The following is a 26,993-nucleotide window of genomic DNA, read 5'->3' on the forward strand; positions in this document are numbered from 1 at the left end:
GAGTGCGTGTCATTCGGCGGGGCCGACGGGGCTCACTGCCCGTCGTGGCCGACGTACCGGTGGCGCACCAGCCAGCCGTCCCCGTCGGCGACGAGGACGTCCTGGCACGACGTGCTCAGCCGGATCCCGGGCGCGCCGCCCGCGGCGGTCGTGACGACCAGGGCGTCGTAGCCGCTGCGCACCGAACCGTCCGGGAACCGCCAGGCGGCCGGCAGCCCCAGCCAGTGCCGGCGGACCGTGCCGGGCGGCGGCCCGGGCCGGTCGCGGACCGCCGCCGCGATCGCCGCCCGGCCGCGCACCGGCTCGGTGAACGTGCTCTGGTCGAAGACCCCGTCCTCGGTGAAGGTGTCCGCCCAGGCCTGCCCCTCGCCCTCGTCGAGGAGCCGCATCTGCCGGGCGTAGAACTGCTGGAGCGAGGCGTACGCGGCCGGCGCCACCGGCTCGGTCCGGGCCCGCTGCTCCGCGTACGCCTTGGCGTGCCGCATGGTGATCGTGCTGTTGCCGCCCAGCGCGTCCCGGATGAAGGCGCGGGCGTCGGCCGTGGTCGCGGAGGCGCCGAGGACCTTGGCGACGGCCGAGGCGTTGACGACGACGGTGTGCCGGGAGACGGCCACACAGCCGGACGGGGTCTCCCGCACCGTCCACTCCCCGGTGTGCACGGACATCAGGGCCGGGGTCTGCGACTGTTTGTACGCGATCCGCCCGTCGGGCAGGCAGATCCGCACCGAGGCCGTGGTGTGCGTCGAACCGTCGGGCGCGCGGGTGTCCATCTCCAGGTGCTGTACGTCGGGCGTGTCCTCCTTCAGCAGCACCCGGGCGACGTGCGGCAGCCGCTCGTGCCAGCGCCCCGCGTCGTGCAGGAAGTCCCGCACCTCCTGGGCCGGGGCGTCGATCCGCACCGAGTCCTCGAAGGCGTACGGCCCCTCGTCGCTCCCGGCGCGCACCGCGGCCGTCTCCAGCGCGGCCAGCTCGGCCCCGCTGTTGCGCTCGATCGCCTCCAGGATCCAGGCGACGTTCTCCTCGAGGTCGCCCACGGCGCGGAAGTCGTGCAGCAGACGCACCCGGCTGCCGCCGTCCGGCAGCCCCTCGACGATCCACTCCCCGCCCATCGCGGCGACCGGGTCCTGCGAGACCTCCTGGCGGAACCGGATCCGCAGCCCCGCGCGGTCCAGGACGCGCCGCGAGGTCCAGGACTTGACCTCGCCGTTGGCGGTCGCCCAGATGCGCAGCCGCTCCTCGTCGCCGGAGCGCTCCAGATACTCCACGTGCAGGCTCGGCGGAAAGACGTGGGGCCAGTCCTGAGCCCGCTCCACCAGGCCGAAGACGGTCTGCGGGGCGGCGGCCACCGTGATCGTGTGCTCGGTCGTGTGCACCTCGTGCGCCATGCTGATCCCTTCTGTCTGCCCACGGCCGCGCACGGCCGGGCCCCGCTGTCAGTAGTTGCCGAGCCCGCCGCAGACGTTCATCGCCTGCGCGGTGATCGACGCGGCCGTCGGGGAGAGCAGATAGCCGACGAGCCCGGCGACCTCCTCGGGCGTGGAGTAGCGGCCGAGGGGGATCTTCGCCTCGAACCGCTGGAGCACCTCGTCCTCGGTGATGTCCCAGGCGCCGGCGTACCCCTGGCGCACCCGCTCGGCCATCGGCGTCTCGACATAGCCGGGGCAGACGGCGTTGACGGTGATGCCGGTCTTCGCCAGCTCCAGGCCCAGGGCCTTGGTGAAGCCGACCACGCCGTGCTTCGACGCCGAGTAGGGCGCCCCCAGGGCCACGCCCTGCTTGCCGCCCGTCGAGGCGATGTTCACGATCCGCCCGGCGCCCCGCTCCAGCATTCCTCCGGTCGTCAGCACCTCGCGGGTCATCCGGAAGACGCTGTTGAGGTTGGTCTCCATCACGTCGAGCCACAGCTCGTCGGCGATCTGCGCGGTGTGCCCGCCGCCGCTGCGGCCGGCGTTGTTCACCAGCGCGCCGACCGGCCCGAACCGCTCGACGGCCGCCCGGACGAACGCGCCCACCTGCCCGGTGTCGCGTACGTCGCACACGGCGCCGTCGACGTCGAGGCTGGCCTCGCGCAACGCCTTCACGGTGAGGGCGACCTGGTCGCCGTCACGGGCGCACAGGAAGACCCGTGCACCGCCCTCGGCCAGGCTGCGGGCCACGGCGAGACCGATCCCGCTGGTGGCGCCGGTGACGAGGGCGACGGGTTGTGCTGCTGTCGGCATGACGGCTCCTCAGCGGTCCCTGCGGTGGCTGTCGGACGACTGCGAGGGTGTCAGCGGCCGCTCGAAATGTGCTCGATCCCCGGCCCGGCCCGGGCTCCAGCGGACTTCCACCCGCCTGCGAGACCCGTCACGCAGCTTGGTACGACACGAACGAACGCACGGTGTCAAGCGACCGCCGGGTCATGACGGACCGGCCGACGAGGAGGCCATAGATGACGGATCACGAGCCAGACGCCGAGGGGGCCGGCACCGTCACCTTCGTGAACACCTTCACCGTGCACGCCGAACCCGAGGTGTTCGAGAAGGAGTTCGCGCGGACGTCGGAGTTCATGGCGCGCCAGCCCGGCTTCGTCCGGCACACCCTCTCCCAGCACGCGGAACGCCCCGGCGAGTACGTCAACGTCGCCGAGTGGCGGGATCTCGCCGCGTTCCGCGCCGCCGTCTCGCACACCGACTTCGCGCCGCACGCCGGCGCCCTGCGCGCCCTCGCCGAGAGCCGGCCCGAACTGTATGCGGCCCGGCTGCACCGCGCGGCCGCTGCGGCCCCGCGACGGGACGCGACATGACGGCCCGTCGGACGGACGGCGCGACCGCCGGTAGGACGGCTCCTCGGACGGCCCGTCGGGTGGTGATCACCGGACTCGGCGTGATCGCCCCGGGCGGCATCGGCGCCAAGGCGTTCTGGGAGCGCATCGTCTCCGGCGTCTCGGCGACCAGGACCATCACCGCCTTCGACCCCACGCCGTTCCGCTCCCGGATGGCCGCCGAGTGCGACTTCGACGGCGCCCGCGCGGGCCTGTCCGCCCGCGACACCGTACGGCTGGACCGGGCCGCCCAGTTCGCCCTGGTCGCCGCGCGCGAGGCGCTGGCCGACAGCGGGATCGAGATCGACGAGGGCAACGCGCACCGCACGGGCGTCAGCCTCGGCTCCGCGGTGGGCTGCACCCAGAAGCTGGAGGAGGAGTACGTCGCCCGCAGCGACGGCGGTCAGCGGTGGCTGGTCGACCACGCCGCGGGCACCCCGTACCTCTACGACTACTTCGTGCCCAGCTCGATGGCCGCGGAGGTGGCCTGGGAAGCCGGCGCCGAAGGCCCCTGCGCGCTCGTCTCGGCGGGCTGCACCTCCGGCCTCGACTCCCTGGGCCACGCCGTCGAGCTCATCCGCGAAGGCAGCGCCGACATCATGATCGCCGGGGGCAGCGACGCCCCCATCGCGCCCATCACCGTGGCCTGCTTCGACGCCATCAAGGCGACCTCGCCGCGCAACGACACCCCGGACCACGCCTCCCGTCCCTTCGACCGGACCCGCAGCGGCTTCGTGCTCGGCGAGGGCGCGGCCGTACTCGTCCTGGAGGAGCGGGAGTCCGCCCTGCGGCGCGGGGCGCAGATCTACGCCGAGATCGCGGGCTTCGCCGCCCGCGCCAACGCCCACCACATGACCGGACTGCGCCCCGACGGCCTGGAGATGTCCGCCGCCATCACCGGCGCGCTCGACGACGCCCGCATCGAGCGCGACGCCGTCGGCTACGTCAACGCCCACGGCACGGCCACCCGGCAGAACGACATCCACGAGACGGCCGCCCTCAAACACAGCCTGGGCGAGCACGCCCACCGGGTCCCGGTCAGCTCCATCAAGGCGGTCATCGGCCACTCGCTGGGCGCCGTCGGCTCCATCGAGGCCGCCGCGTCCGCCCTGGTGATCCGGCACGGCGTGGTGCCCCCCACGGCGGGACTGTACGAACCCGACCCCGAACTCGACCTCGACTACGTGCCGTTGACCGCGCGCGACCAACGCGTCGACACGGTGCTGACGGTGGGCAGCGGCTTCGGCGGCTTCCAGAGCGCGATGGTGCTCACCGCCGCCGAGGCCACCGGTGCGGGGAGGCGCGGATGACCGCCACGGCCGTGGTCACCGGAGTCGGCGTGCTCGCGCCCAACGGGATCGGGGCGCGGGAGTTCTGGGCGGCGACCCTGCGCGGCGAGTCCGGCATCGGCCCGCTCACCCGCTTCGATCCCACCTCCTACCCCTCCCGGCTGGCCGGCGAGGTCACCGGATTCTCGGTGCCCGACCACATCCCCAGCCGGCTCGTCCCGCAGACCGACCGCACCACCCAGTTCGCCCTGGCGGGCTCCGACTGGGCGCTCGCGGACGCCGGCCTGTCCGCGAGCAGCCTGCCCGCCGACGAGCGCGGGGTGGTCACCGCCAGCGCCTCCGGCGGCTTCGAGTTCGGCCAGCGCGAACTGGGCCAGCTCTGGGGCAAGGGCCGCCGGCACGTCAGCGCGTACATGTCCTTCGCCTGGTTCTACGCCGTCAACTCCGGCCAGATCTCCATCCGGCACGACCTGCGCGGACCCACCGGAGTCCTCGTCACCGACCAGGCGGGCGGTCTCGACGCGGTCGCCCAGGCCAGACGCCGGATCCGCCAGGGCACCCCGGTCATGCTCACCGGCGGCATGGACGCCTCGCTGTGTCCGTACGGGCTCGCGGCGCAGATCTCCGCCGGAATCCTCAGCGAGAGCGAGGACCCCGCCCGCGCCTATCTGCCCTTCGACCCGGCCGCCGACGGCCATGTGCCGGGCGAGGGCGGGGCGATCCTCACCCTCGAGGACGCGGACCGGGCCCGGGCGCGCGGGGCGCGCAGCCACGGGGAGATCAGCGGGTACGCCGCCACCTTCGACCCCCGCCCCGGCTCGGGCCGCCCCGCCAACCTGGACCGGGCGATCCGCGGCGCGCTCGCCGACGCCGGACTGGGCCCGCGGGACATCGCCTTCGTCCTCGCCGACGGCGCCGGCGAACCGGAACTCGACCGCGCCGAAGCACAGGCGCTGACCGCGGTCTTCGGCCCCCGGGGCGTGCCGGTCACGGTCCCCAAGACGATGACCGGCCGCCTCTACGCGGGCGCCGGACCGCTCGACCTCGTCACGGCCCTGTTCGCCCTGCGCGACGGAGTCGTCCCGCCGACGGTCCATGTCGAGGGACCGGGGCCGGACTGCGACCTCGACCTCGTGACCGGCTCCCCGCGGCCCGTCGAGGCGGGCGCCGCGCTGGTCCTGGCGCGCGGCCGCGGCGGATTCAACAGCGCCATGGTCGTACGCGGTCCGTCGGCGGCCTGAGTCCGTCACCACCGTCACTCATCCACCCGGCTGTCCCTTGGAGACGTCATGTCCGCTTTCACCGTAGAAGACCTGCTCCAGCTCCTGCGCGAGTGCGCGGGCGAGGAGGAGAGCGTCGAACTGTCCGACGCCGCCGCGGAGTCGGAGTTCGCCACGCTCGGCTACGACTCGCTGGCGCTGATGGAGGCGATCAGCCGGGTGGAGCGCCACTTCGGCGTCGAGTTCCCCGAGGGCGCGCTCGGGGAGGCGCAGACGCCCGCCGCGTTCGTCGACGCCGTCAACGTCGAACTCGCCCGGCACACGCCCACGGTGGAGGCCGCCGGATGACCGAGGCGGACCTCCTCATCGAGGGGTGCGGCGTCTGGCTGCCGCCCTCCACACCGGTCGCGGACGCCGTCGCGAGCGGACGGTGCGACGAGGCCCTGGCCGCGACCACCGGCATGCTGTCGGTGGCCGTGGCGCAGGACGAGCCGGCCCCCGAGATGGCGGCCCGCGCCGCCCGGACCGCCCTCGCGCGCTCCGGCCGCGACGACGTGTCGCTGATCCTGCACGCCAGCTTCTTCTACCAGGGACACGACCTGTGGGCCCCCGCCTCCTACGTCCAGCGCACCGCGGTCGGCAACCAGTGCCCCGCGATCGAGGTCGGCCAGGTCTCCAACGGCGGCATGGCCGCGCTCGAACTCGCCGCCGACCACCTGCGCGCGGGAGCGCGGTCCGCCGACGCGGGCCGACGGGTCCTGGTGACGACCGGCGACGCCTTCCGCCCGCCCGGGTTCGACCGCTGGCGCAGCGATCCGGGCACCTTCTACGGGGACGGCGGCACCGCCCTGGTGCTCTCCTCGCACGAGGGCTTCGCCCGGATCCGTGGCCTCGCCACCGTCTCCGCCCCGGAGCTGGAGGGGATGCACCGCGGTGACGACCCCTTCGGGAGCGCCCCGTTCAGCCACCGCCCGGTGGTCGACCTGGAGGCCTGCAAGAAGGACTTCCTGGCCGCCCACCGGGTGACCCGGGTGATCGCCGCGAGCGCGGCGGCGCAGGACGCCGCGGTCGAGCGGGCCCTCGCCGAGGCCGGCGTCCAGCTCGCCGACATCGACCGCTTCGTCCTGCCCCACCTGGGCCGCAAGCGGTTGCGGGCGGGGCACCTCACCCGCTTCGGGATCCCGGAGGACCGCACCACCTGGGAGTGGAGCCGCGGCATCGGCCACCTCGGCGCCGGCGACCAGATCGCCGGATTCGACCACCTGGTCACGTCCGGGAGCCTCGGCGCGGGGGACATGGTTCTGTGGATGAGCGTGGGCGCCGGATTCACCTACTCCTGCGCGGTCGTCGAAATACTGGAACGGCCCCACTGGGCGGCGACGATGCGTACGGGGGACAGCGCGCGTACGGGGGACAGCGCGCGTACGGGAGAGCCCGCACGCACGGGAGAGCCCGCAAGCTTGGGAGAACGCGCATGACCGCCGAACAGGCCCTGCCGGTCGCCCTGTTGCTGCCCGGCCAGGGCTCCCAGCACCGGCGGATGGCCGCGGGCCTCTACGGGCACGAGCCGGTGTTCACCGCGGCGATGGACGAGTTCTTCGACGCGGCCGGTCCCGAGGGCGGCCCGCTGCGCGAGGACTGGCTGGCCGAACGGCCCGTCACCGACATCGACCACGTCACCCGCTCGCAGCCGCTGCTCTTCGCGGTGGACCACGCCCTGGGACGGCTGGTGCTGAGCTGGGGCGTGCGCCCGGCGGCCCTCCTGGGCCACAGCATCGGCGAGCTGGCCTCGGCGGCACTGGCCGGGGTGTTCCGCCCGCGCGACGTCACCGGCCTGGTGCTCGACCGGGTACGGCGGCTCGCGGCGGCTCCGCCGGGCGGCATGCTCGCGGTGGCCGCGTCCACGGCCGAGGTGACGCCGTATCTGAGCGGAGACGTCGTGGTGGGCGCGGTCAACGCCCCACGTCAGACCGTGCTGGCCGGACCCGACGGACCGCTGGAGAAGATCGACCGCACCCTGCGCGAGGCCGGGTTCGTCTGCCGCCGGGTGCCGTCCCTGAGCGCCTTCCACAGCCCGGTGCTCGAACCCGCCTGCCGGGGCGCGGCCGAGCTCTTCGCCGCCGTGGAGAAGCGTCCGCCGACCGTGCCGGTCCACTCCGCTTACACCGCCGCCCCGTTGACCCGGGCCGACATCGACGACCCGGCCTTCTGGGCGCGGCAGCCGGTGGCGCCGGTGCTGTTCTGGCCCGCGCTGGAAGGGCTGCTGGCGACCGGCGACCATCTGCTGGTCGAGGTCGGGCCGGGACAGGGGCTGTCCCAGCTGGCCCGCCGCCATCCGGCTGTGCGCCGGGGCAGCAGCGCGGTGGTGTCGCTGCTCCCGGCCCGGCCGGGTTCCGCGGAGGCGGACCGGGCCGCGGTGGCCGCCGCGGCGGCAGGGATCGCCGAAGCCGGACATCGGGCTCGGACCGGCTGACCGTACGGAATCGGACCGGTTGACCGTACGGAAAGAGACGCCCCGCCCCTGTCCGATCCGGCGCAGGGGCGGGGCGTCTTCGGTCGCCGTCAGTCGCCCACGGTCGCGGTGACGTAGCGCACGGGGGTGTCGATGGTGAGCGGGCCGTCCCCGTCCCGCATCGCGTCGAGCGAGGTGATCAGCCGCTCCCGCAGCTCGAGCCGCTTGTCGGCCGACAGGTGGTTCCAGAGCAGACGCATCCCCTGGGTGTGGGACCAGTCCACCCACGCAAGCCCCGACTCGGCCACCAGGCGGACGGGTTCGTCGACGACCGTCACCTTCTGGAAGCCGGCCCCCTCCAGTGCGCGGGCGAGGTCGTCCGGGTCCGCGAGCCAGCTGTTGAACCGCTGCTGGAGCCGCTCGGGCTGCCACTGCGGCGGCAGATCGAGCAGCAGCTCACGCGGGATGAGCTCGGTGAACACCGGGGGCAGGAACGGGAACGTGTCGTCGCTGAACACCGGGCTGGTGAAGGCGAGTCTGCCGCCGGGGGAGAGCAGCGGCGCGTAACGGGCCAGCGCCGCCGGGGCGTCGGGCAGGAAGATGACGCTGTAGCTGCCGACGACCACGTCGAAGGAGCGCGGCGGGAAGTCGGGGTGCTCCCCGTCCATCACCCGCAGCTCGACATTGCCGGCGTCGCGCAGCGCCGCCTCCTTCGCGGCCTCCTCGATCATCGCCGGAGCCACGTCGATGCCCACGACCCGGCCGTCCGGCCCGACGCGCTCGGCCGCCGGGAAGACACAGGCGCCCCGGCCGCAGCCCACGTCGAGGACCCGCGCGCCTTCGGCGGGCGCCGCGCGTTCCACCAGGCGCCGGCCCATGGGGGTGAAGAATTCCACGCCGAGCCGGTCGTAGGACGCCGCGGCGCTGTTGAAGGCGGCCGCCACTTCGGATTTGTAGGTGGACGTGTCCACTGACTCTCCCGCTCTCTCGGTGGACTCCCCACTTTTCCCGCCCCGTCTCGGGCCCGGATGGAGGGGTCTTGGAGCGCCGCTGGACCGCGACTGGATAAAACGCAAAGAAATCCGCGCGGGCGCTGTCAGCCCTTGTCCGAGACGGTGTCGTCTCCTAAGAATTGATTTCTGCACGTACCGGATCTCTGAACCGGACCTATGAATCGGATCTATGAACCGGACCTGTGTACCGGATCTCTTGGACGGAGAAAATGTGAGCGAGCAGATTGCGAGCGTGCGGCGCCTCGTGGAGGCGTACAACACCGGGAAAACAGACGACGTGGCCGACTACATACATCCGGAATACATGAATCCGGGGACGTTGGAATTCACCTCGCTGCGGGGACCCGAACTCTTCGCGATCAATGTCGCGTGGGTCAAGAGGACGTTCTCGCAGGACGCACGGCTGGAGGAGGTGGGCATCGAGGAGCGGGGCGACTGGGTGCGGGCCCGGCTGGTGCTCTACGGCCGCCACGTCGGCGAGCTGGTCGGCATGGCGCCCACCGGGCGACTGTTCTCCGGCGAGCAGATCCACCTGCTCCACTTCGTCGACGGAAAGATCCACCACCACCGCGACTGGCCCGACTACCAGGGCACCTACCGGCAGCTCGGCGAGCCGTGGCCGGAAGCGGAGCACCGCCGTCCGTGACGGTGGGAGACAGCCGGTGGCAGACGAGGGGGAACGATGGAGTTCGGTGTTCTGGGACCGCTGCATGTGCGAGTGAACGGGGAGACGACCGCCCCGAGCGCTCCGAAACTGCGCAACGTGCTGGCGATGCTGCTGGTCCACGCGGGGCAGGTGGTGCCCGTGCCGTCGCTGGTGCGGGATCTGTGGGACGACGATCCGCCGGTCAGCGGCCTGACCACGCTTCAGACCTACATTCTGAACCTGCGCAAGATGTTCTCCGCGGTCACCGGACTGACCGCCGTCGAGGTGGCCCGCGACATCCTGGTCACCAGGTCGGGCGGCTATCTGCTGACCGCGGAGGCGGGAGTGCTCGACGTCCACCGCTACCAGCGGCTGGTCGCCTCCGGCCGCGAGGCCCTGGCGCGCGGCGACGACGCGGCCGGAGTGCGGGACCTCAACGAGGCGCTGCTGCTGTGGCGCGGCCCCGCACTGGTGGACGTGCCGGCCGGGCGGGTGCTGGAGAGCAGGCGCCGGCAGCTGGAGGAGTCCCGGCTCGCCGCCTTCGAGCACCTGGTCGACGTGGAACTTCGGCTGGGCATGTATCGCGAGGTGCTGGCCGAACTGGCGGCCCTCACGGTGGAGAACCCGCTGCACGAGGGGCTGCACGGCCAGTACATGTGGGCCCTGCACCTCAGCGGACGCCGGGCCCAGGCCCTTCAGGTCTTCCACCGGCTGCGGGGCGCGCTGGTCGCGGGCCTCGGCCTGGAGCCGGGAGCGCAGGTGCAGCGGCTGCACCGGGCGGTGCTGAACGCGGACACCGACTTCGACCTCCGCTTCGCCCTGAACCGGCCCCCGGCCGCCGCGCCGGCCACCGTCTTCGGCGGCGGGCGCTCGTACTGACACGCCAGTAGTCAAACTTGATTGCGTCGCTCGGTCCCGCGTGGCTAGGGTGACGACTAGCCAAATTTGATTAGCTTGGAGGGGTCATGGAGGACGAGACGCCGGTCGACAACCCGACGGGCTGGGTCGCGGCCCACATCCGCCGCTACGACCGCAGCGGCGGCAAGGAGGGGCAGAAGTGGTACGGGCTCGACACCCTGCTCCTGACCACCCGCGGCCGGAAGTCGGGCGTGCTCCGCCGCACGGCGGTGATCTACGGCCGGGACGGCGACCACGTCATCGTGGTCGGCTCGAACGGCGGAAAGCCCGAGCATCCGCTCTGGTATCTCAATCTGGTCGCCTCGCCCGAGGCCCACGTCCAGATCGGCGAGGAACATCTGGACGTACTGGCCCGCACGGCGACCGCCGAGGAGAAGCCGGAACTCTGGAAGCTGATGACGGGCCTCTTCCCCCAGTACAAGACCTATCAGAAGAAAACCACCCGGGAAATTCCCGTGGTGATTCTGGAGCCCGTTGAGAAGTGACGTCACCGGTCGAATTTCCGGGGACCTTTCATGGCACGCAGCACACGTAAGGGAAGGTGTTTGTGTTGAACGAGTTCACGCGCCGCGGATTCCTCGGCAGCGCGGCGGCGGTCGGCGGGGCCGCCGTGGTGACCACGGCGGCCGTGCCGCAAGCGGCGGAGGCGGCGGAAGGCGGCGCGTGCGGCCCGAGCACCGGGCTGGTCCAGGTCGACCGGGCGGACCGGCGCTACCAGGACCTGGTCAGCAGGGGCTTCAACGGCCGGTTCCGCGGCCGGCCCGACGCGGTGTACGTCGTCCACACCGCGGACCAGGTCGTCGACGCGGTGAACCGGGCCCTGGCCGCGGGGCAGCGGATCGCCGTGCGCAGCGGCGGCCACTGCTTCGAGGGCTTCGTGGACGACCCCGCCGTCCGGGCCGTCATCGACATGTCCGAGATGAGACACGTCGGCTACGACGCCAAGCGACGGGCGTTCGCCGTGGAACCCGGCGCGACCCTCGGCGAGACCTACCGCACCCTGTATCTCGACTGGGGCGTGACCATCCCGGCCGGCGTCTGCCCCCAGGTGGGCGTCGGCGGCCATGTCCTGGGCGGCGGCTACGGCCCGCTGTCCCGCCGCGACGGCGTGGTGGCCGATCATCTGTACGCCGTGGAGGTCGTCGTCGTGGACGCCTCCGGCCGGGCCCGCAAGGTCGTCGCCACCAGTGCCGCCTCCGACCCCCACCGTGAGCTGTGGTGGGCCCACACCGGGGGCGGCGGCGGCAACTTCGGGATCGTCACCCGGTACTGGTTCCGCACGCCCGGGGCGGTCGGCAACGACCCCTCCGCACTGCTGCCCAAGGCCCCCGAGTCCACCCTCAGACACCTCGTGACCTGGGACTGGACCGCCCTCACGGAGCAGGCGTTCACCCGCATCCTTGCCAACCACGGCGCCTGGCACCAGCGCAACAGCGTCGCCGACACCCCGTACGCCAGCCTGCACAGCGTCTTCTACCTCAACAGCCGGGCCGCCGGACAGATCCTGCTGGACGTCCAGATCGACGGCGGACTGCCCGGCGCCGAGGGGCTGTTGACCGACTTCGTGGCCGCGATCAACGAGGGCGTCGGCGTCGAGCCGGGCGTCCAGCGGAGCGCGGAACCCTGGCTGCGCGCCACCCTGGCCAACAAGTTCGACACCGGCGGCTTCGACCGGACCAAGTCGAAGGGCGCGTATCTGCGCAAGCCGTGGACCGACGCCCAGGCCGCCGTCCTCTACCGCCGGCTCAGCGCCGACGCCGGGGTCTGGGGAGAGGTCTCGCTCTACTCCTACGGCGCCAAGGTCAACTCCGTCCCGGAGACGGCCACCGCCACCGCCCAGCGCGACTCCATCATCAAGGTGTGGATGTCCGCGACCTGGATGGACCCCGCCCAGGACGACGCCAACCTTGCGTGGATCCGGGGGATCTACCGCGAGGTCTTCGCCGCGACCGGCGGCGTTCCGGTCCCCGGCGACCGCACCGAGGGCACGTTCATCAACTACCCCGACATCGACCTGGCCGACCCGGAGTGGAACACCTCCGGAGTCCCCTGGCACACCCTCTACTACAAGGGCAACTACCCGCGCCTGCAGAGGGTCAAGGTCCGCTGGGACCCCGGGAACGTCTTCCGGCACGCCCTGTCCGTGCGGCTGCCCGACTGACGCGGACCGAGGACGACCGCGGAAGGGGCGGTGGCCGCATCCAGCGCCCACCGCCCCTTCGCCGTAAGGAAGTTCGGAACGGAGAGTCAGAACGAACATTCGGAACGAAGACCGAGAGCGGAGACCGAGAACGAAGACCGAGAACGAAGACCGATAGCGGAGACTCAGCCCCGTGCGGCCCGCCCGCCCCGGTCCGCGAGGAACAGCCCCCGGCCCGACTGGATCCCGCCGACGTAGACGACGTCCAGTCCCGCCCGCGTGAAAGCCTCCTCGTACTCGGCCCGGGTGAAGAGGGTGAGCGTGTGCCGTTCCGCGAAGTGCTGCACGCCGCTTCCGGGTTCGGCGACCACGTAGTGCACGACCATGTGCGAGGTGCGCCCCTCGCGCTCCGAGTACGAGACGCGGGTCATCGTCCTCCTGCCCACGGTGACCGTGTCCCCGGACACGTGATGCTCCAGGGACGTCTCCAGGAACCACCAGGGATCGACCGCCACGACCCCGCCCGGCGCGAGATGCTCCGCGAACGACCGCAGCGTGGACGCCAGTTCAGCGGTGTCCTCGAGATAGGCGATCGAACCGAACATGCAGGTGATCGCGTCGTAGGAGCGGCCGAGCGCGAGGTCGCGCATGTCGCCGCCGTGCAGGACCGCGCCGGGCGCCGCGGCGCGGGCCCGCGCCATCATGGCCTCGGACAGCTCCAGCCCCTCGACCTTGTCGAAGAGTTCGGCGAAGTGCCGCAGATGCGCGCCGGTGCCGCACGCGACGTCCAACAGCGTGGCCGCCCGCGGACTGCGGGCCCGGACGAGCCCGGCGACCGTGGCCGCCTCCGCCCGGTAGTCCTTTCCGCGCGCCTCGTGCAGCAGGTCGTAGAGCTCGGCCATCCCGGGTCCGTACATGCGGGTCCCCTCCTTCAGCTGGGAGTGCTGAAACCGTCGACGTGGTCGGCGGCCCACTGGGCGAAGGTGCGCGGCTCGCGGCCGGTGACGTCCCGCACCACGGTGGTCACCGGGCCGGGGACGACGGCCGACTCCGCGAGGTAGTCGAGCACCATCTCGACGACCGGGGGCGGCATCGCGCCGCTCAGCGCCGCGCGCCCTTCCTCGCGGCTCAGCTCCTCGAAGCGGATCTCCCGGCCCGTCGCCTCCGCCAGCACGCGGACCTGCTCGATCTGGGTGAGGGCCTCGGGCCCGGTCACCTCGTACCGCGCGCCCGCATGGCCGTCCCCCAGCAGCGCGGCCGCCGCCACCGCGGCGACGTCGGCCTCGTGGACGAGCGCGCGGGCGGCGCGGCCGTACGGCGCGCGCACCACGTTCTCCGCACGGATGGAGGGCCCCCACTTCCACAGCACGTTGCCGGCGAACTCGTCGGGGCGCACGAAGGTCCACTCCACCCCGCTGTCCTCGACGGCCCGTTCGACCGCGCGGTGGTGCCGGGCGCTGTGGTTGTTCTCGTCCTCGCCGAGCACCGAGCTCGACGACAGGACGACGATGTGCCGCACCCCTGCCTTCCGGGCCAGCGCGGCGACCTCGTGAGCGGTCTCGGGGACCGGGAAGAGGTACATCCGCTCGATGTCCTCCAGCGCGGCGGACAGCGTGTCGGGTCGCTCCAGGTCGCCCTGGACGACCTCGACGCCGGCCGGCGTCGTCGCGGCCCCGGGGGAGCGGGTGAGCGCCCGCACGCGATGCCCCGAAGCCGCCAGGCTCCGGGTCACATGGCGGCCGACTTGGCCCGTGGCGCCGGTCAGCAGGATGTTCAAGGCCCCTCCTCGGCAGGTGAGTTCGGGCCCAGGGTGCCGCGCCGGGCTAGAGGAACCCGTGAGCGCCACTGGATCCGGGCCCAGGGATCCCGGCCCGCGCGCCGCTCCAGACGGAATGGACCGATCCTGGAGCCGTCCCGTGCGACGCGAGGGCAGGCTGGCGTGACATCGTCCGTACGACTGCGAGGAGTCGCCGTGTCAATGGCCGAGCGCAAGGCGCTGTGTCTGGAGATGGTCGCCGCCTGGAACCGTTGGGACCTCAGCGGGATCATCAAGCACTGGTCGCCGGACATCGTGCACTACTCCGAGGACAACGAGGTGAGTTCCGCCGACATGGTCAAGCTCATGGAGGGCGGGCTGAAGGCGTTCCCGGATCTCCAGCTCGAGGTGAAGAGCATCATGGCCGAGGAGGACCTGGTCACCCTCAGGATCACCGTGACCGCCACCCACCAGGGCGAGTTCATGGGCGTGGCCCCCACCGGACAGCGCGTCAGCTGGCACCTGGTGGAGGAACTGCGCTTCGCGGACGGCAAGGTGGTCGAGCACTGGGACGTCATCAACATGCGCCCCCTCCTGGTCCGGCTCGGCAAGCTGCCCGACATCCCGAAGGTCGAGCAGGAGGCGAGCGCCTGACTGCCCGTCAGGGCACTCGGCCCGCCCGCCGGTCGGTCGGCGCGACCCCGGGGGTGCGGCTGCCGCGCACCGCGCCCCCGGGCCGCTCGCCCCGCGTTCGGGCGCTCCCCGCCGCGTCCCGCGCGGCTCACTATGCTGACGTCCGGACGGGCGACGGGCAGGCGGCAGGCGGACGGAAGGCCGCACCCGGACGGAACCGGACGGAACGGGGTGACGATGTCGGCGACGCGGTTGCTGGTCCTCGGGGTGGTGCGCGGATTCGGCAGCACGCACGGCTACCGGGTGCGCGCCGAGCTGCTGTCCTGGGGGATCGACGACTGGGCCAACGTCAAGCCCGGCTCGATCTATCACGCCCTGCGGCAGATGGCGAAGGACGGCCTGCTGGCGGCCAGCGAGATCGCTGACTGGCCCGGGCGGGTGGACTACCGCGTGACCCCGGCCGGGGAGAAGGAGTTCTTCCGGCTGCTCGTCGACGCCCTGGAGCGGCCCGAGCACCGCGCCGACATGCTCAGCGCCGGCCTCGCGCTGATGCCCGCGCTCACCCGCGACCGAGCCGTCCGCGCGCTCTCGACGCGGCTGAGCGTCCTGGAGACACAGCGCGCCGTGGTGCGCAAGGAGGCCGAGGCGGCCCGGTCCGGAGGGCTGCCGCCGCATCTGGCCGAACTGTGGACGATGCGCAGGCGGTACGCCGACCTCAACGTCGAGTGGGCCGGTGACCTGCTGGAACGGGTGAGTTCCGGGGAGTACGAGATGGCGGGCGAACGCGGACGCGCGGTCGGCATGCCCCGCTGAGCTCCCACTCTTCTCCCGCTGACCTCCCGCGCGGCTCCCGCTGAGCTCTCACTGGAACGGCCCCCACTAATCAAACTTGCATAGCTGACTGCTCGTGCTCTAGCTTGGATGCAGTGGTCAAATTTGATTACTGAGCGAATCAGGGCCGAGGAGTCACAGATTGAGTTCGCAATCAACCCTTGCCATCGAGGCGTCGGGCCTCGTGAAGACCTTCGGAGAGACCCGCGCCGTCGACGGCGTGGACCTGGCCATCCCGCAGGGCGTCGTCTACGGCGTGCTGGGACCCAACGGCGCAGGCAAGACGACGACGATCCGGATGCTGGCCACCCTGCTGACCCCTGACGCCGGCACCGCCAGGGTGCTCGGCCACGACGTGGTCAAGGAGGCCGCGGCGGTCCGCAGCCGGGTCAGTCTCACCGGCCAGTTCGCCTCCATCGACGAGGACCTCACCGCCACCGAGAACCTGACCCTGCTCGCCCGGCTGCTGGGCTTCTCCCGGGCGCAGGCCGCGGAGCGCTCCGAGGAGCTGCTGGCGGCCTTCGACCTGACCAAGGCGGCCGGCCGGCAGGCCAAGACCTTCTCCGGGGGCATGCGCCGCCGGCTCGACATCGCCGCCAGCCTCGTCATCACCCCGGACCTGCTCTTCCTGGACGAGCCGACCACCGGACTCGACCCGCGCAGCCGCGGCCAGGTGTGGGACAGCGTGCGGGCCATGGTGGCCCTGGGCACCACGATCCTGCTCACCACCCAGTATCTGGACGAGGCCGACCAGTTGGCCGACCGGATCGCCGTCATCGACCACGGCCGGGTCATCGCCGAGGGCACCACGGGCGAGCTGAAGTCGTCGGTCGGCACGGGAGCCCTGCACGTACGGCTGGTGAAGGCCGAGAGCCGCCCCGAGGCCTCCCAGGTGCTGACCCGGACCCTCGCGTCGCCGGTCTTCCAGGAGTCCGATCCGTTCGCGCTCTCCGTACGGACCGACGACACCGAGCGGGTCGCCCGCGCCCTGACCGAACTCTCCCGCTCGGAGATCGCCGTCGCCGACTTCACGTACGGCCGGCCCAGCCTCGACGAGGTCTTCCTCGCCCTGACCGGGCACCCCGCGGAAGACGGCGCCGACACCCAGGAGGACGCGGCATGACGCTCACATCCGAGACGGCCGCCGCCCCGGGCGTGCCCGACGACGCCCTACGCAAGGCCCTCACCAGCCAGATCCGCCCCTCCCGCCCCAACCCGCTGACCGCCGTACGGGTCTCGGCCTGGCGGACGATGCGGAAGATGAAGCACTACGGCGTGGCCGTGGTCTTCGACGTCACGCTGATGCCGATCATCTTCCTGCTGACCTTCACCTATCTGTTCGGCGGCGCGTTCGCCGGATCGACGAAGGAGTACCTCCAGTACTTCCTCCCCGGCGTCCTCGTCCAGACCGTCGTCATGCCGACCGTCTACACCGGCACCTCGCTCAACATGGACATCACCCGAGGCATCTACGACCGCTTCCGCACCCTTCCCTTCTGGCAGCCCGCCACCATCGTGGGCAACCTCCTCGGCGACGTCGTCCGCTATGTGCTGGCCCTCGTCACCACGATGAGCGTCGGCCTCGCGCTGGGCTTCCGCCCCGACGGCGGAGTGGGCGGGGTGCTGGCCGCGATGCTCCTGCTGCTGGTCTTCGCGGTGAGCGTCAGCTGGATCTTCGCCGCCCTCGGCGTGGTGGCCAAGGCGCCCGAGACGGTGTCCGGCACCAGCATGCTGGTCATGTTCCCGCTGGTCTTCACCAGCAACATCTTCGTGGAGCCCGACACGATGCCCGGCTGGATGGAAGCGCTCGTCGACGTCAACCCGGTCAGTGACGCCGCCACCGCCGTACGTGGACTGGTCCACGGCAACGCGAGCGGCGCCGACATCGGCTGGGTCCTGCTGGCCTGCGGAGTCATCACCGCGATCTTCGCTCCGCTGACCATGTACCTGTACCGCGCCAAGAGCCGCGGCTAGCCGCTTGGCCCCCCCCATGACGAGCCACGGCGGCCGGGATCGGTTGCCACCCCCGTCGGCCGGCCCCGAGCCGCCGTGGCTCCCCTTCACGAAGTGATCCAGCCATATCCTCTGAGATCGTCCGACAGCGCGGCGACCGGAGCGGCCGCCTCCGCGACCTCGCAGTGGGCCGCCTCCGCGAGGATCGCCGCCAGTTCCTGCTCCGTGCGCGGCCGGCGCAGGGCTTCCAGGATGATGCGGGCGGCCTTGTTGACGTGGGCCGCCGGGAACGTGTCGCCGTCGACGACGTGGGCTCCGCCGTCCGGATCCTCCTCCAGCCGCAGGGAGTCGACGATCCGCATCGCGCCCCGGAAGCCGTCTTGCGCGGCCGGGGCCTGCCCGCTGTATCAGGCAGGGACCCTCGCGCATCGTGCTGAGGGGGCGGAGTGCCGCCCGGGGCGTCCGTCGGGGCGCCCGCGTGTCTTGTCCTGACGGGGGGAGCCGGGATGCGGGGTTGGCTGGGGCGTTGGCCGTTGGTGGGACGCGGGCCGGAACTGGACGCCTTCGCCGCGGCGCTGGCGGACCGGGACTGCCGGGGGTTCCTGGTCAGCGGTACGGCCGGGGTGGGCAAGTCCCGGCTGGCCGAGGAGTGCCTGGGCCGAGCCGCGGCCGCGGGTTTCCGGGTGGGGCGGGCCACGGCGAGCGCCGCTGCGGGGGCGGTGCCGCTGGGGGCGATCGCGCATCTGCTGCCCGCGGGGGTGGACCTGTCCGACCCGGTGGCCGGGTTCGCCGCGGTCGCCGAGAGACTGGCCGCCGGGCCGGGCGGACGGCGGTGGGCGCTGCTCGTCGACGACGTGCATCTCCTGGACTCGGCCTCGGCGATGCTGCTGCGCCAGCTGATGGACACCGGCGTCATCCTGCTGATCGGCACCGTCCGCACCGGCGAGCCGTACGGGAAGGCCGTCGCGGCGCTGCAGAGCGGGGACCCGGTGTACCGGGTCGGCCTGGCCGTACTGGGCCCGGAGCGGATCGAGGCGCTGCTGCAGGCCGCGCTCGGCGGCCCGGTCGCCCGGCGCACCCTGCACGAGCTGACCGCGGCCAGCGGCGGCAACGTGCTGTACCTGCGCGAACTGGTTCTCGGCGCCCTGACCGCAGGGGATCTCACCGAGGACGGGGAGATCTGGCACTTGCGCGAGGGCCGGCTGCCGGGCACCGCCCGGCTCACCGAGGTGATCGGCGCCCGGCTGGCCACCGCAGCCTCGGCCGGACGCCCCGTCCTGGAACTGCTGGCGCTGTGCGAGCCGCTGCCCCTGGCCGACGCCGAAGCCCTCGCCCCGCCCCGGGTGACGGCAGCCCTGGAACAGGCGGGACTGATCCGCGTCGCCCAGGACCGGCGGCGCACCACCGTCTCCCTGACCCACCCCCTGTACGGCGAGGTGCTGCGGGCCGGTCTGCCCGTCCTGCGCCGCCGAGCCCTGCTGCTGGACCAGGCGGCACGCGTCGAGGCCCGCGGGGCCCGGCGCCGCGGCGACCTGTTGCGCATCGCCACCTGGCGGCTGGCCGCCACCGGCACCGCCGACCCCGCCCTCCTCACCCAGGCCGCCGTGCTGGCCCGCTACGCCCACGACTACCCCCAGACCATCGCCCTTCTGCAGGCCCTGCCCGAAAAGCGCCACACCACCGCCACCGGGTTGATGCTCGGCAGCGCCTTCTTCGAACGAGGCCGCTGGGACCAGGCCGAGGCGGTCCTCGCGCACACCCAGGCCCAGGCCGTCGGCGAGCAGGACGAACTGGCGGTCGCCCTGCTCCGCACGGCGAGTCTGCTGTGGAGCAACGTCCCCTTCACCGAGGCGCTCGCGGTCAACGACGCCGTGCTGGAGCGCGTCACCAGACCGGCCGACCGCCGCAAGCTCAGGATCAACGAAGGGTTCCTGCGGATCGCCGCCGGCCTGCCGGCCCAGGGGCTGGCCCTGCTGGCGGACCTGGAGACCGAGGTCGGCGACGCCCCCGACGTCAACGTCTGGCTACGAGGCGCCTGGATGAAGCCCTTCGGGCTGGCACTGGTGGGCCGAACCGGCGAGGCCGCGGCCTGGGCCGAGCGCGCCCACACCGCCCACCGGCGCGTCGACGAACACGCCCTGGTCTCCCATCCCGCCGTCCAGCGCATGCCGCTCGTCCTCGCGCTCGACGAGGCCGGCCGCCCGGCCGAGGCCCGCCGGGAGGGCCGGCGCTCCTACGCCGAACTGGTCGCCGCCGACTCCGTGGTGCGGGTCTGGCTGGCGGTCCTCCTCGGCCGCGTGGAGTGGCTGGCCGGCCACCCCGCCACCGCCCGCCGCTGGTGGGCCGAGGCCGCCGCCCTGGCCCGCACCATCGACCACGCCAAGGCCCTGCGCCTGGTCCTCGGCGGCCTCGCCGCCTGCGCGGCCGTCCTCGGAGACCTGGCGGCGGCCGAGACGACGCTCGCCGAGCACCGCACCCTTCCGCCGCTGGCGCCCGGCCTGCTGTCCGCCGGGGAGGAACGCCTGGGCGAGGCATGGCTGCTGGCCGCCCGCGGACGTCTGGGCCAGGCCCGGTCCGTGCTCACCGCCGCCGCGGCCGCCGCCCGCCGGACCGGGCACGTCACCGGCGAGGCGCTGCTGCTCACCGACGTCGCCCGCCTCGGCGGAGCGCAGGAGGTCAGCGGCCGGCTGGCCGAGCTCGCGCGGCGATGCGACGGAGCGCTCGCCCCGGCCCGGGCCCGGCTGGCGGCGGCGCTGGCCGCCGACGACCCCGACCAGCTCCTCGAGGCCGCCGACGGCTGCCAGGCCGTCGGAGCGGACGTGCTCACCGCGGAGGCGGCCACCGCCGCCGCGGCCGCCTGGCGCCGAACCCACCGTCCCCGCCGCGCCTCGGCGGCCGCCCACCGGGCCGCCGTGGCCCTGGCCCGCTGCGAAGGAGCCCGCACCCCGCTGCTGACCTCCGCCCAGGCCACCGCCGCGCTCACGGCCCGCGAACGCGAGATCGCCCTGCTCGCCGCCGTCGGCAACGCCAGCAAGGACATCGCCCGAGCCCTGACGCTGTCCGTGCGCACCGTCGACAACCACCTCCACCGCGCCTACGCCAAACTCGGCATCACCACCCGACGCGAACTGGCCCTGACCCTCGGGGCGTCCGCACCCGGCGCACATCCCGACCCCCGGCGTTGAGCACCGACCTCCCGGCGGCCGCAGGGCAGTGGGCAGGCTGCCCGCGGACGACTCGTCGCAAGGCAAGGAAACAGGCTCGACCTGTGGTGGCGGAGAGGAAACACGGCTGCCCGGTGCGGAATTGGATCATAAGGGGGGGACAATATCCGTGCAGGGCAACGTCGTTGGGTCACGGGGAGAGGGACAGGATGCTGGAAGAACTCGTTCTGGTCGGGGGAACCACGGTCGTCGCGGCCATGGCCACCGACTCGTGGACCGTCGCGCGCGGCGGAGTCGCACGGCTGTTCCGCCGCCGCGGAGAGGACCGACAGGCCGCCGTCGAGGCCCAGCTCGACAACAACGAGGCCCTCGTCGCGAGGGCCGAGGACGCCGAGCGGGTACGTCAGAGCCTGCTCCCCGTGTGGATGCTGGAGCTGGAATCGCTTCTGGACGAGTACCCGGACGCCGCGGACGAACTGCGTGAGCTGACCGAGGAGATCAAGAAGCGGTTGCCCGAGGCGCGGCAGCCCCAGGTGCAGAACAACGTGGCCAAGGACAACGGACAGGTTTTCGCGGCTCTGGGCGGCAATGTCATCGTGCACCAGGCGCCTCCCGGACAGGCGGGAGGCGCCGGAGCCGCCCGGTGAGTCGGCCCGGAGCCGGGCCACGGCAGACGGTCCGCGTCGACGGCGGGTTCGGCTACGGCGTCATCGGCGCCGACCTGCACGTCTTCCCCGACCGGGGCCCGGTCTACCTGCTCTCCCGGTATCGACCTGCTCCGGTCCCGGCCCCCGCCCCCTCACTCAGGGAGAGGGACACGGCCGGACCCGCCTCCCAGCCCAGTCGGCTCCTCAACGCCCGCTTCCAGGTCGTGGATTTCACCGGTCGGGCCGAGGAACGGGCGGAGCTGGCCGCATGGCGGGACGGTGAGGGTCCACGCGCCGCCCTCTGGCTGCACGGAGCCGGCGGCCAGGGCAAGACACGGTTGGCGGCCCAGTTCGCGGCCGACAGCGCGTCAAAGGGCTGGAAGGTCGTCTCGGCCGCCCACGGCGCCGGCACGATCCACCCGCACCCGGGAAGCCAGGACCTGCGGCTCGACGGCGCTGCGGGGCTCCTCCTGGTCGTCGACTACGCCGACCGCTGGCCCCTCTCCCATCTGACGTGGCTGTTCAGCAACAAGCTGCTGGACGGGCGCCTGCCGACCCGACTGCTGTTGCTGGCCCGGTCCATCGCCCCCTGGCCCGCCGTGCGCTCCGCGCTGGAGGACGCCGGGACACAGGCGGGCGACCTCGCACTGCGACCGCTCGACGAGCGCCGCGGTGGACTCGACGCCCGCCGAGCCATGTTCACCGTCGCCCGCAACTGCTTCGCCGCCCACTACGGTCTCGCCGACCCGGACGCCATCGCCGCACCCGGCTGTCTGGACCGGTCGGACTTCGGCCTGGTGCTGGCGCTGCACATGGCCGCGCTGGTGGCCGTCGACGCCCACGTCCGCGGCGGCAGCCCGCCCAAGGACATGGCGGGCCTGTCCGCCTATCTGCTCGACCGCGAACGCAGGCATTGGACCCGGCTCCACGAACTCCGGCTGGAGGGCCTGGAGTACGAGACCCCGCCCGGCGTCATGAGCCAGGTGGTCTTCACCGCCGCGCTCACCGGCGCGACCACGCACCACGACGGCACGGCCCTGCTCGGCGGCCTCGGCATGGAGCGCCCCGCGCGGCTCCTGGCCGATCACGCCACTTGTTATCCGCCCGAGGAGACCGGCGCGGTCCTCGAACCCCTCTACCCCGACCGGCTCGCCGAGGACTTCCTCGCCCTGGCCCTCCCCGGCCACGACACGACCGGCTACCCCACGGCTCCCTGGGCGCCGGATCTCATCGGCACGCTCGTCGCCCGCGACCCGGACGGCTCGCCGTCTGCCCATCTGGCCCGTGCCCTGACCTTCCTGGCCTCCACGGCGGCGCCGCACCGCTGGCCGCACGCCGCCCGGTACCTGGAGACCCTGCTGCGCACGGACCCGGCCCTGGCCGTCGCCGCCGGCGGCGCCGCCCTGACCGCGCTGGCCGCGGTCGACCTCGCCACCGAGGTCCTGGAGGCGGTCGACGCGCACTTCCCCCACCGCGGACAGGCAGATCTCGATGCCGGTATCGCCGCCGTCACCCAGCGCCTCGCCGAACGCCACCTCTCCACCACCCAGGACTCCTCCGCGCACGCCCGGCTGTACCAGAACCTCGGGTTCCGGCTGGTGCGTGCGGGCCGTCGGGAGGACGCCGTGGCCGCGGCGGAGAAGGCGGTCGCTCTCTTGCGCAAGCTCGTCGCCGTCGACGCCGCCACGCATGAGCCGGCGCTCGCCATGGCCCTGGCCCAGCTGAGCGAGCGTGCTCATTCGGCGGACCGCACGGAGGCGAGCCGCCGCGCTGCCGAAGAGGCCGTCGGTCTCTTCCGAAGACTGGCGGCCACGGACCCCACAGCGCACGAACCCGGCCTCGCCCTGTCGCTTTCCCACCTCGGCGTGGGCCTGTCCGAGGCCCGGGACCCCGAAGCGGCCCTCGCCGTGACCCAGCGGGCCATGGGAATCTTCCAGCGGCTGGCGGCCACCGACCCCGAGAGCTACGGGCCGGGTCTGGCCGTGACCCTGGTCAACGAGGCCGTGCTGTGCCGGCAGCAGCGTCGCTGGTCGGACGCCCGGACGGCCGCCGAACGGGCGGTCGCGCTCATCCGGCGCCTGGTGGCCGCCGGACCCGCGGTCTCCACGTCGGAGCTCAACCGGTCCGTCGCGGTCGACGAGTCCGACCTGGCGGCGGCCCTGGCCACTCTTGGGCTGCTGCTGTGGGGCGCACGCCGTCGCGACGAATCCCTGGCCGCCCTGCAGGAGGCGGTGGACATCAGACGCCGGCTGGCGACGGCCAACCCCACCGCCCATGAACCCGCTCTGGCCCATGACCTCTCCTTCCTCGGCGCCTACCTCGCGCGCAGTGGCCGTGTCGAGGAGGCGCTGGCCGTGACCGCGCAGAGCGTGGAGATCCACCAGCGCCTCGCGTCGCAGAACTCCGGGGCGTTCGGAGAGCAGCTGCGCAAGGCGTACGAGGCACACGAGTCCCTCCGCGAGCGGCTGAGCGGAACTGCCCCCGAAACCGACAGGACCTGGACGCTGGAGGAGCACTATGTGGCGCTCCTCAACCAGGACGAGGTCTGGCAGGACGCCCGGGACCGCCGCCATCGCCTGGACGACATGGACCCCCGCTACAGCGGCACCGTGCTGCGGTTCCTGCTCCGGCAGGCCGATGTCCTCTTCGAGGGGCTGTTGGACGGGCTCGGCGCCTCCCCCGAGTCGCTCGGCCGACGGGCCGGTGAGACTGCCGGGACCTGGCTCGCCCGGCAACCGCTCGCCGTCGCCCTGCGCCGCCGCTCGGAGGGTGAGCCGGCCCGACCGGCACTCTGCCATTGCGGGTACGCCATTCAGCCCGACTGGAATCATGATCATTGCTATCCCGGCATCATCGTCGACTGAACAGCGCCGCCGACCGGGTGGACGAGGGGGAGACTCGTGGGGGACATGGCCGAACTCGGTCTGACGGTCGTGGAGGTCGTACGGGAGCGCTGGGACGTCGTCCTGCCCGCCGACGGTCTCATCGCCCGTTTCACCGAACCCGGTTGGGCCTACGAGGAGGAGGTGGCGCGGTGCGTCGTATCCGGCGTCCGCGACGATGAGGATGTCCGGGTCGCCCGTCTGCCACTGCCCCGCTGCGATCAGTCGCTGAAGCAGCTCGCGCAGCTGCCGGGCGGTGACGGTGGCGGTGTCGTCCCCGGGCGCCGGACGAAGCGCGTCCAGGGGTGCGGTCCATGAGCTGCGGCGTGGCTCCAGTGCGCAGATGATCGAGTAGGGCCAGCCGGGGACCGGGATGTGCTGGTCCTTGCCTCGGCCGTAGGTGTGGCACAGGATCCGCTGTGGTGAGGTGTGGGCGTCGGGCCGCAGTCAGCAGGTGACATCGACGGCCAGGACCAGCTGGCCGTCGGCAGTCCGCGGCAGTGGCACTTCGGCCATGGCCGAAGACAGTGGTTCGAACTCCCCGTCCGTGACACGCGGCAGTGTGTTGTGCCTGCCCGGCCCGTGGGCGCCGACGCGTCGGTTCGCCAGTCCGCCATTCGCTGGGCTCCTCCGACGCCTCGTCCTCGGGACAGGCATCCGTCCGGGTGGACGCGATGTCCGCCCACGGCATTTCGTAACGCGGTCGTCGATCTCGGGGCCCGCCGGAGAAAAGCGCCGGTCCTCCCGCCGGATTCCACCAAGCGGCAGGTTGTTCGCCAACCAGGGGTGGAAACAGGAGGCTTTGAATCCTCCGGCCGTCGCCTCGGGTCGTGAACCGTTCTTCCAGACATCAGCCGGACGCTTCGGTGAACGCGGCCCTGCGACGGCTCCGGGCCTTCTTCCGGAAACGCGGCGAGCAGTACACCGCGTTGCCGCGGTGATTCCCCCCGGCCGTCCAGACGGCCCCGCACTCCGAACGGACCTGGCAGCCCTCGCCCCGGTCAAGTGGCGCCAGTCGCAGCCGCAGCCGCCGCATCCGGTGCCACTGCCTGCGACAACGCACCCTTGAGCAGTGCACGGGAATTCACGTGACCCCGGGACCGCTCGCGCGTGACCGGATATTGGTGACTTGGGAGTCCGGAGCCGGAGGCGGAGGATCGGGTCCAGAAAGTGATCGCGTCCGGCGCCGAATTCGATGGGTTGAGAACCTCGGGGTCTCGCGGTCGCACTCGTCCCGAGTAAAGGACACCATTCCATGGTCGCTCGAAATTCCCGGCCCCCAGTGAGGAACGAATTCGGGGGCTCCGGCACGTCAACGTTCCGGGAAAGCGCATGACCTCCGCTGAATCCGCCGGGACGACAATCCCGTCGGCCGCGACTCCCGCCGCCGACGTCGTAGAGGAACTGCGCGCCTGGGTGGGGTCCGACAGGCCCGCGGAGTTCCCCTACGCCCTGGTTCTCGGGCATCTGCGGTCGGTCGGCAAGCACTTCCTGGACGCCGGACTCCTCCGCCTGTTGGACGAGATACGTGGTCGACTGTCCGAGGCCGAAAAGCCGGACGGACCGTCCTTCCTGCACAGGTTCCTCGACGTCGTCCTCGACAAGTACGACGACCGCTACGACTACCCCAGTTACACCGCACTGTCCCTGCTGAGTCGACCCGCCGCGGCCGACTGGCGCGAGGCGCTCCGGGCACGCGACGAGGCGGTGCTGCTCCTGCTTGCCGATCTCATACGGTTCGAGGGGCTGTCGGCCACGGACACCCCGGACGCTCCGCTGTACATGCCCCCCTCGCCGGAACTGGTCGCCAAGCGCGCCCGGTTGGCCGTACGGGTGATGGAGCCCGCCGCCCTGCGCGCGCTGCCGCCGGGAGTCGTGGACGCCGCGGCCGTCGCCGTGGTCCCGGGCCGCACCCCCGGCGGCCCGCTGGCGGCGGAGATCCTGCGCACCGCCGGCCCGCACCAGGCCCTGGTGCTGTCGGCCAGCGTGCAGCCGGTGTACGTCCTCCACGACGAGTACCTGTTCCTGCGCACCCTTCAGTCCTTCGAGACGACGTTCACCTTCATGTCGTCCGCCCTGGCCACGGCTGTACGGCGGCTCGACGGCGACCGGCCGCGGGAGGCCGCAGACCTCGTCGGCGCCGTGGCCGACATCCTCAAGGAATCCCTGCCCCTGTTCTCGCTGCTGGCGACCATGAGGGCCGAAGCCTTCCAGACCTTCCGGGAGTTCACCGAGGGCGCGAGCGCCATCCAGTCCGCCGGCTACAAGACCTTCGAGTCGCTGTGCTCCACACCCAGCCGCGCACGGCTCGCCTCCTTCGCCTACACCTCCGTGCCCCAGGTGCACGCGTGCGTGACGAACGGGCGGGCCACCGTCCAGGACACCTGGCACGGCCTGATCGCCGCACACCGGCTGAAGCCGGCGGACGACGCGGCGCTCAGGGCGGCGGCCGACCGCCTGGAATCGGTGCACCAGCGGTGGAAGCAGACCCACTACCGCCTGGCCGTACGGATGATCGGCGAACGCTCCGGCACCGGATACACGCAGGGCGTGCCCTACCTCGCGGCGGTCCTCGACAACCGGCTGTTCCCGGCCCCGGACCGGCACAGCGCCCTCGTCGGCTGAGCCGGCTCCCCACGTCCACGA

24 protein-coding genes and 1 pseudogene are annotated in these 26,993 nt (G+C 72.6%); 18 read left to right on the top strand and 7 right to left on the bottom strand.

Annotated elements, in window-relative coordinates; genetic code table 11:
- Positions 1 to 32 precede the first annotated feature (32 nt).
- Both OG562_RS38020 and OG562_RS38025 read right to left on the bottom strand, forming a co-directional pair.
- Positions 33 to 1,385 (bottom strand): SRPBCC family protein, encoded by a 1,353-nt coding sequence (locus tag OG562_RS38020; protein ID WP_323187599.1) that lies wholly within the window; start codon positions 1,383 to 1,385, stop codon positions 33 to 35.
- Positions 1,386 to 1,433: 48 nt separating this feature from the next.
- Positions 1,434 to 2,219, bottom strand: a complete 786-nt coding sequence (locus OG562_RS38025; RefSeq protein ID WP_266406151.1) for an SDR family NAD(P)-dependent oxidoreductase — start codon at positions 2,217 to 2,219, stop codon at positions 1,434 to 1,436.
- Between the two features lie 212 nt (positions 2,220 to 2,431).
- Here OG562_RS38025 and OG562_RS38030 point away from each other — a divergent pair, with 212 nt between their 5' ends.
- The 6 genes from OG562_RS38030 to OG562_RS38055 are packed head-to-tail and all read left to right on the top strand — an operon-like array spanning position 2,432 to position 7,785.
- Complete coding sequence (locus OG562_RS38030; RefSeq protein ID WP_266406152.1) at positions 2,432 to 2,785, top strand: antibiotic biosynthesis monooxygenase; 354 nt, start codon at positions 2,432 to 2,434, stop codon at positions 2,783 to 2,785.
- Positions 2,782 to 4,113, top strand: coding sequence for a beta-ketoacyl synthase (locus OG562_RS38035; RefSeq protein WP_266406153.1), 1,332 nt, complete (start codon positions 2,782 to 2,784; stop codon positions 4,111 to 4,113). The genes OG562_RS38030 and OG562_RS38035 overlap by 4 nt, the downstream gene beginning before the upstream one ends.
- The gene (locus tag OG562_RS38040; protein ID WP_266406154.1) at positions 4,110 to 5,333 is read left to right on the top strand and encodes a ketosynthase chain-length factor; all 1,224 of its coding nucleotides are present in this window, start codon (positions 4,110 to 4,112) and stop codon (positions 5,331 to 5,333) included. The genes OG562_RS38035 and OG562_RS38040 overlap by 4 nt, the downstream gene beginning before the upstream one ends.
- A gap of 48 nt (positions 5,334 to 5,381) precedes the next feature.
- Positions 5,382 to 5,660, top strand: coding sequence for an acyl carrier protein (locus OG562_RS38045; protein ID WP_266406155.1), 279 nt, complete (start codon positions 5,382 to 5,384; stop codon positions 5,658 to 5,660).
- Positions 5,657 to 6,790 (top strand): ketoacyl-ACP synthase III family protein, encoded by a 1,134-nt coding sequence (locus OG562_RS38050; protein WP_266406156.1) that lies wholly within the window; start codon positions 5,657 to 5,659, stop codon positions 6,788 to 6,790. The genes OG562_RS38045 and OG562_RS38050 overlap by 4 nt, the downstream gene beginning before the upstream one ends.
- Entirely contained in the window at positions 6,787 to 7,785 is a 999-nt protein-coding gene (locus OG562_RS38055) for an acyltransferase domain-containing protein (RefSeq protein WP_266406157.1), read from the top strand. The genes OG562_RS38050 and OG562_RS38055 overlap by 4 nt, the downstream gene beginning before the upstream one ends.
- An 89-nt stretch (positions 7,786 to 7,874) precedes the next feature.
- Here OG562_RS38055 and OG562_RS38060 read toward each other — a convergent pair whose 3' ends face one another.
- Entirely contained in the window at positions 7,875 to 8,735 is an 861-nt protein-coding gene (locus tag OG562_RS38060) for a class I SAM-dependent methyltransferase (RefSeq protein WP_266406158.1), read from the bottom strand.
- Between the two features lie 253 nt (positions 8,736 to 8,988).
- On the opposite strand from OG562_RS38060, the gene OG562_RS38065 reads away from it, so the two are divergent.
- The 4 genes from OG562_RS38065 (at position 8,989) to OG562_RS38080 (ending at position 12,502) form a co-directional block, all read left to right on the top strand.
- Complete coding sequence (locus tag OG562_RS38065; RefSeq protein WP_266406159.1) at positions 8,989 to 9,423, top strand: ester cyclase; 435 nt, start codon at positions 8,989 to 8,991, stop codon at positions 9,421 to 9,423.
- A gap of 36 nt (positions 9,424 to 9,459) precedes the next feature.
- On the top strand, positions 9,460 to 10,302 hold the full coding sequence (locus OG562_RS38070; RefSeq protein WP_266406160.1) for an AfsR/SARP family transcriptional regulator: 843 nt from the start codon (positions 9,460 to 9,462) through the stop codon (positions 10,300 to 10,302).
- Positions 10,303 to 10,388: 86 nt separating this feature from the next.
- Positions 10,389 to 10,826 carry a nitroreductase family deazaflavin-dependent oxidoreductase gene (locus tag OG562_RS38075; RefSeq protein WP_266406161.1) on the top strand — a complete coding sequence of 146 codons (438 nt, stop codon included), beginning with the start codon at positions 10,389 to 10,391 and terminating at the stop codon, positions 10,824 to 10,826.
- Between the two features lie 65 nt (positions 10,827 to 10,891).
- Positions 10,892 to 12,502 carry an FAD-binding oxidoreductase gene (locus OG562_RS38080; RefSeq protein WP_266406162.1) on the top strand — a complete coding sequence of 537 codons (1,611 nt, stop codon included), beginning with the start codon at positions 10,892 to 10,894 and terminating at the stop codon, positions 12,500 to 12,502.
- A gap of 164 nt (positions 12,503 to 12,666) precedes the next feature.
- Here OG562_RS38080 and OG562_RS38085 read toward each other — a convergent pair whose 3' ends face one another.
- The gene (locus OG562_RS38085; RefSeq protein WP_266406163.1) at positions 12,667 to 13,398 is read right to left on the bottom strand and encodes a class I SAM-dependent methyltransferase; all 732 of its coding nucleotides are present in this window, start codon (positions 13,396 to 13,398) and stop codon (positions 12,667 to 12,669) included.
- Between the two features lie 14 nt (positions 13,399 to 13,412).
- Complete coding sequence (locus OG562_RS38090; protein ID WP_266406164.1) at positions 13,413 to 14,258, bottom strand: NAD(P)H-binding protein; 846 nt, start codon at positions 14,256 to 14,258, stop codon at positions 13,413 to 13,415.
- A gap of 201 nt (positions 14,259 to 14,459) precedes the next feature.
- Here OG562_RS38090 and OG562_RS38095 point away from each other — a divergent pair, with 201 nt between their 5' ends.
- The 4 genes from OG562_RS38095 to OG562_RS38110 all read left to right on the top strand — a co-directional run bounded on the left by OG562_RS38095 (position 14,460) and on the right by OG562_RS38110 (position 17,675).
- Positions 14,460 to 14,891, top strand: a complete 432-nt coding sequence (locus OG562_RS38095; RefSeq protein ID WP_266406165.1) for an ester cyclase — start codon at positions 14,460 to 14,462, stop codon at positions 14,889 to 14,891.
- 216 nt (positions 14,892 to 15,107) lie between these two features.
- Complete coding sequence (locus tag OG562_RS38100; RefSeq protein WP_266406166.1) at positions 15,108 to 15,683, top strand: PadR family transcriptional regulator; 576 nt, start codon at positions 15,108 to 15,110, stop codon at positions 15,681 to 15,683.
- 160 nt (positions 15,684 to 15,843) lie between these two features.
- Entirely contained in the window at positions 15,844 to 16,824 is a 981-nt protein-coding gene (locus OG562_RS38105) for an ATP-binding cassette domain-containing protein (protein WP_266406167.1), read from the top strand.
- Positions 16,821 to 17,675 (top strand): ABC transporter permease, encoded by an 855-nt coding sequence (locus OG562_RS38110; RefSeq protein WP_266406168.1) that lies wholly within the window; start codon positions 16,821 to 16,823, stop codon positions 17,673 to 17,675. Before OG562_RS38105 ends, OG562_RS38110 begins: the two co-directional genes overlap by 4 nt.
- An 86-nt stretch (positions 17,676 to 17,761) precedes the next feature.
- Here the strand turns inward: OG562_RS38110 and OG562_RS38115 are convergent, their stop codons facing one another.
- Positions 17,762 to 18,016 carry a PqqD family peptide modification chaperone gene (locus OG562_RS38115; protein WP_266406169.1) on the bottom strand — a complete coding sequence of 85 codons (255 nt, stop codon included), beginning with the start codon at positions 18,014 to 18,016 and terminating at the stop codon, positions 17,762 to 17,764.
- 144 nt (positions 18,017 to 18,160) lie between these two features.
- Between OG562_RS38115 and OG562_RS38120 the strand changes: the two genes are divergently transcribed.
- The 3 genes from OG562_RS38120 (at position 18,161) to OG562_RS38130 (ending at position 24,329) form a co-directional block, all read left to right on the top strand.
- Complete coding sequence (locus tag OG562_RS38120; RefSeq protein ID WP_266406170.1) at positions 18,161 to 20,839, top strand: LuxR C-terminal-related transcriptional regulator; 2,679 nt, start codon at positions 18,161 to 18,163, stop codon at positions 20,837 to 20,839.
- A gap of 188 nt (positions 20,840 to 21,027) precedes the next feature.
- Entirely contained in the window at positions 21,028 to 21,465 is a 438-nt protein-coding gene (locus OG562_RS38125; RefSeq protein ID WP_266406171.1) for a hypothetical protein, read from the top strand.
- A complete protein-coding gene (locus tag OG562_RS38130; RefSeq protein ID WP_266406172.1) occupies positions 21,462 to 24,329 on the top strand; it encodes a tetratricopeptide repeat protein in 2,868 nt (955 codons plus the stop codon). The genes OG562_RS38125 and OG562_RS38130 overlap by 4 nt, the downstream gene beginning before the upstream one ends.
- Positions 24,330 to 24,494: 165 nt before the next feature.
- On the opposite strand, the pseudogene OG562_RS38135 reads toward OG562_RS38130, so the two are convergent.
- Positions 24,495 to 24,866: pseudogene (locus OG562_RS38135) on the bottom strand (transposase); the annotation flags it as partial.
- 813 nt (positions 24,867 to 25,679) lie between these two features.
- On the opposite strand from OG562_RS38135, the gene OG562_RS38140 reads away from it, so the two are divergent.
- Positions 25,680 to 26,972, top strand: coding sequence for a tryptophan 2,3-dioxygenase (locus OG562_RS38140; protein ID WP_266406173.1), 1,293 nt, complete (start codon positions 25,680 to 25,682; stop codon positions 26,970 to 26,972).
- The last annotated feature ends 21 nt before the right edge of the window (positions 26,973 to 26,993 follow it).

Source organism: Streptomyces sp. NBC_01275, from assembly GCF_026340655.1.
GTDB lineage: Bacteria > Actinomycetota > Actinomycetes > Streptomycetales > Streptomycetaceae > Streptomyces.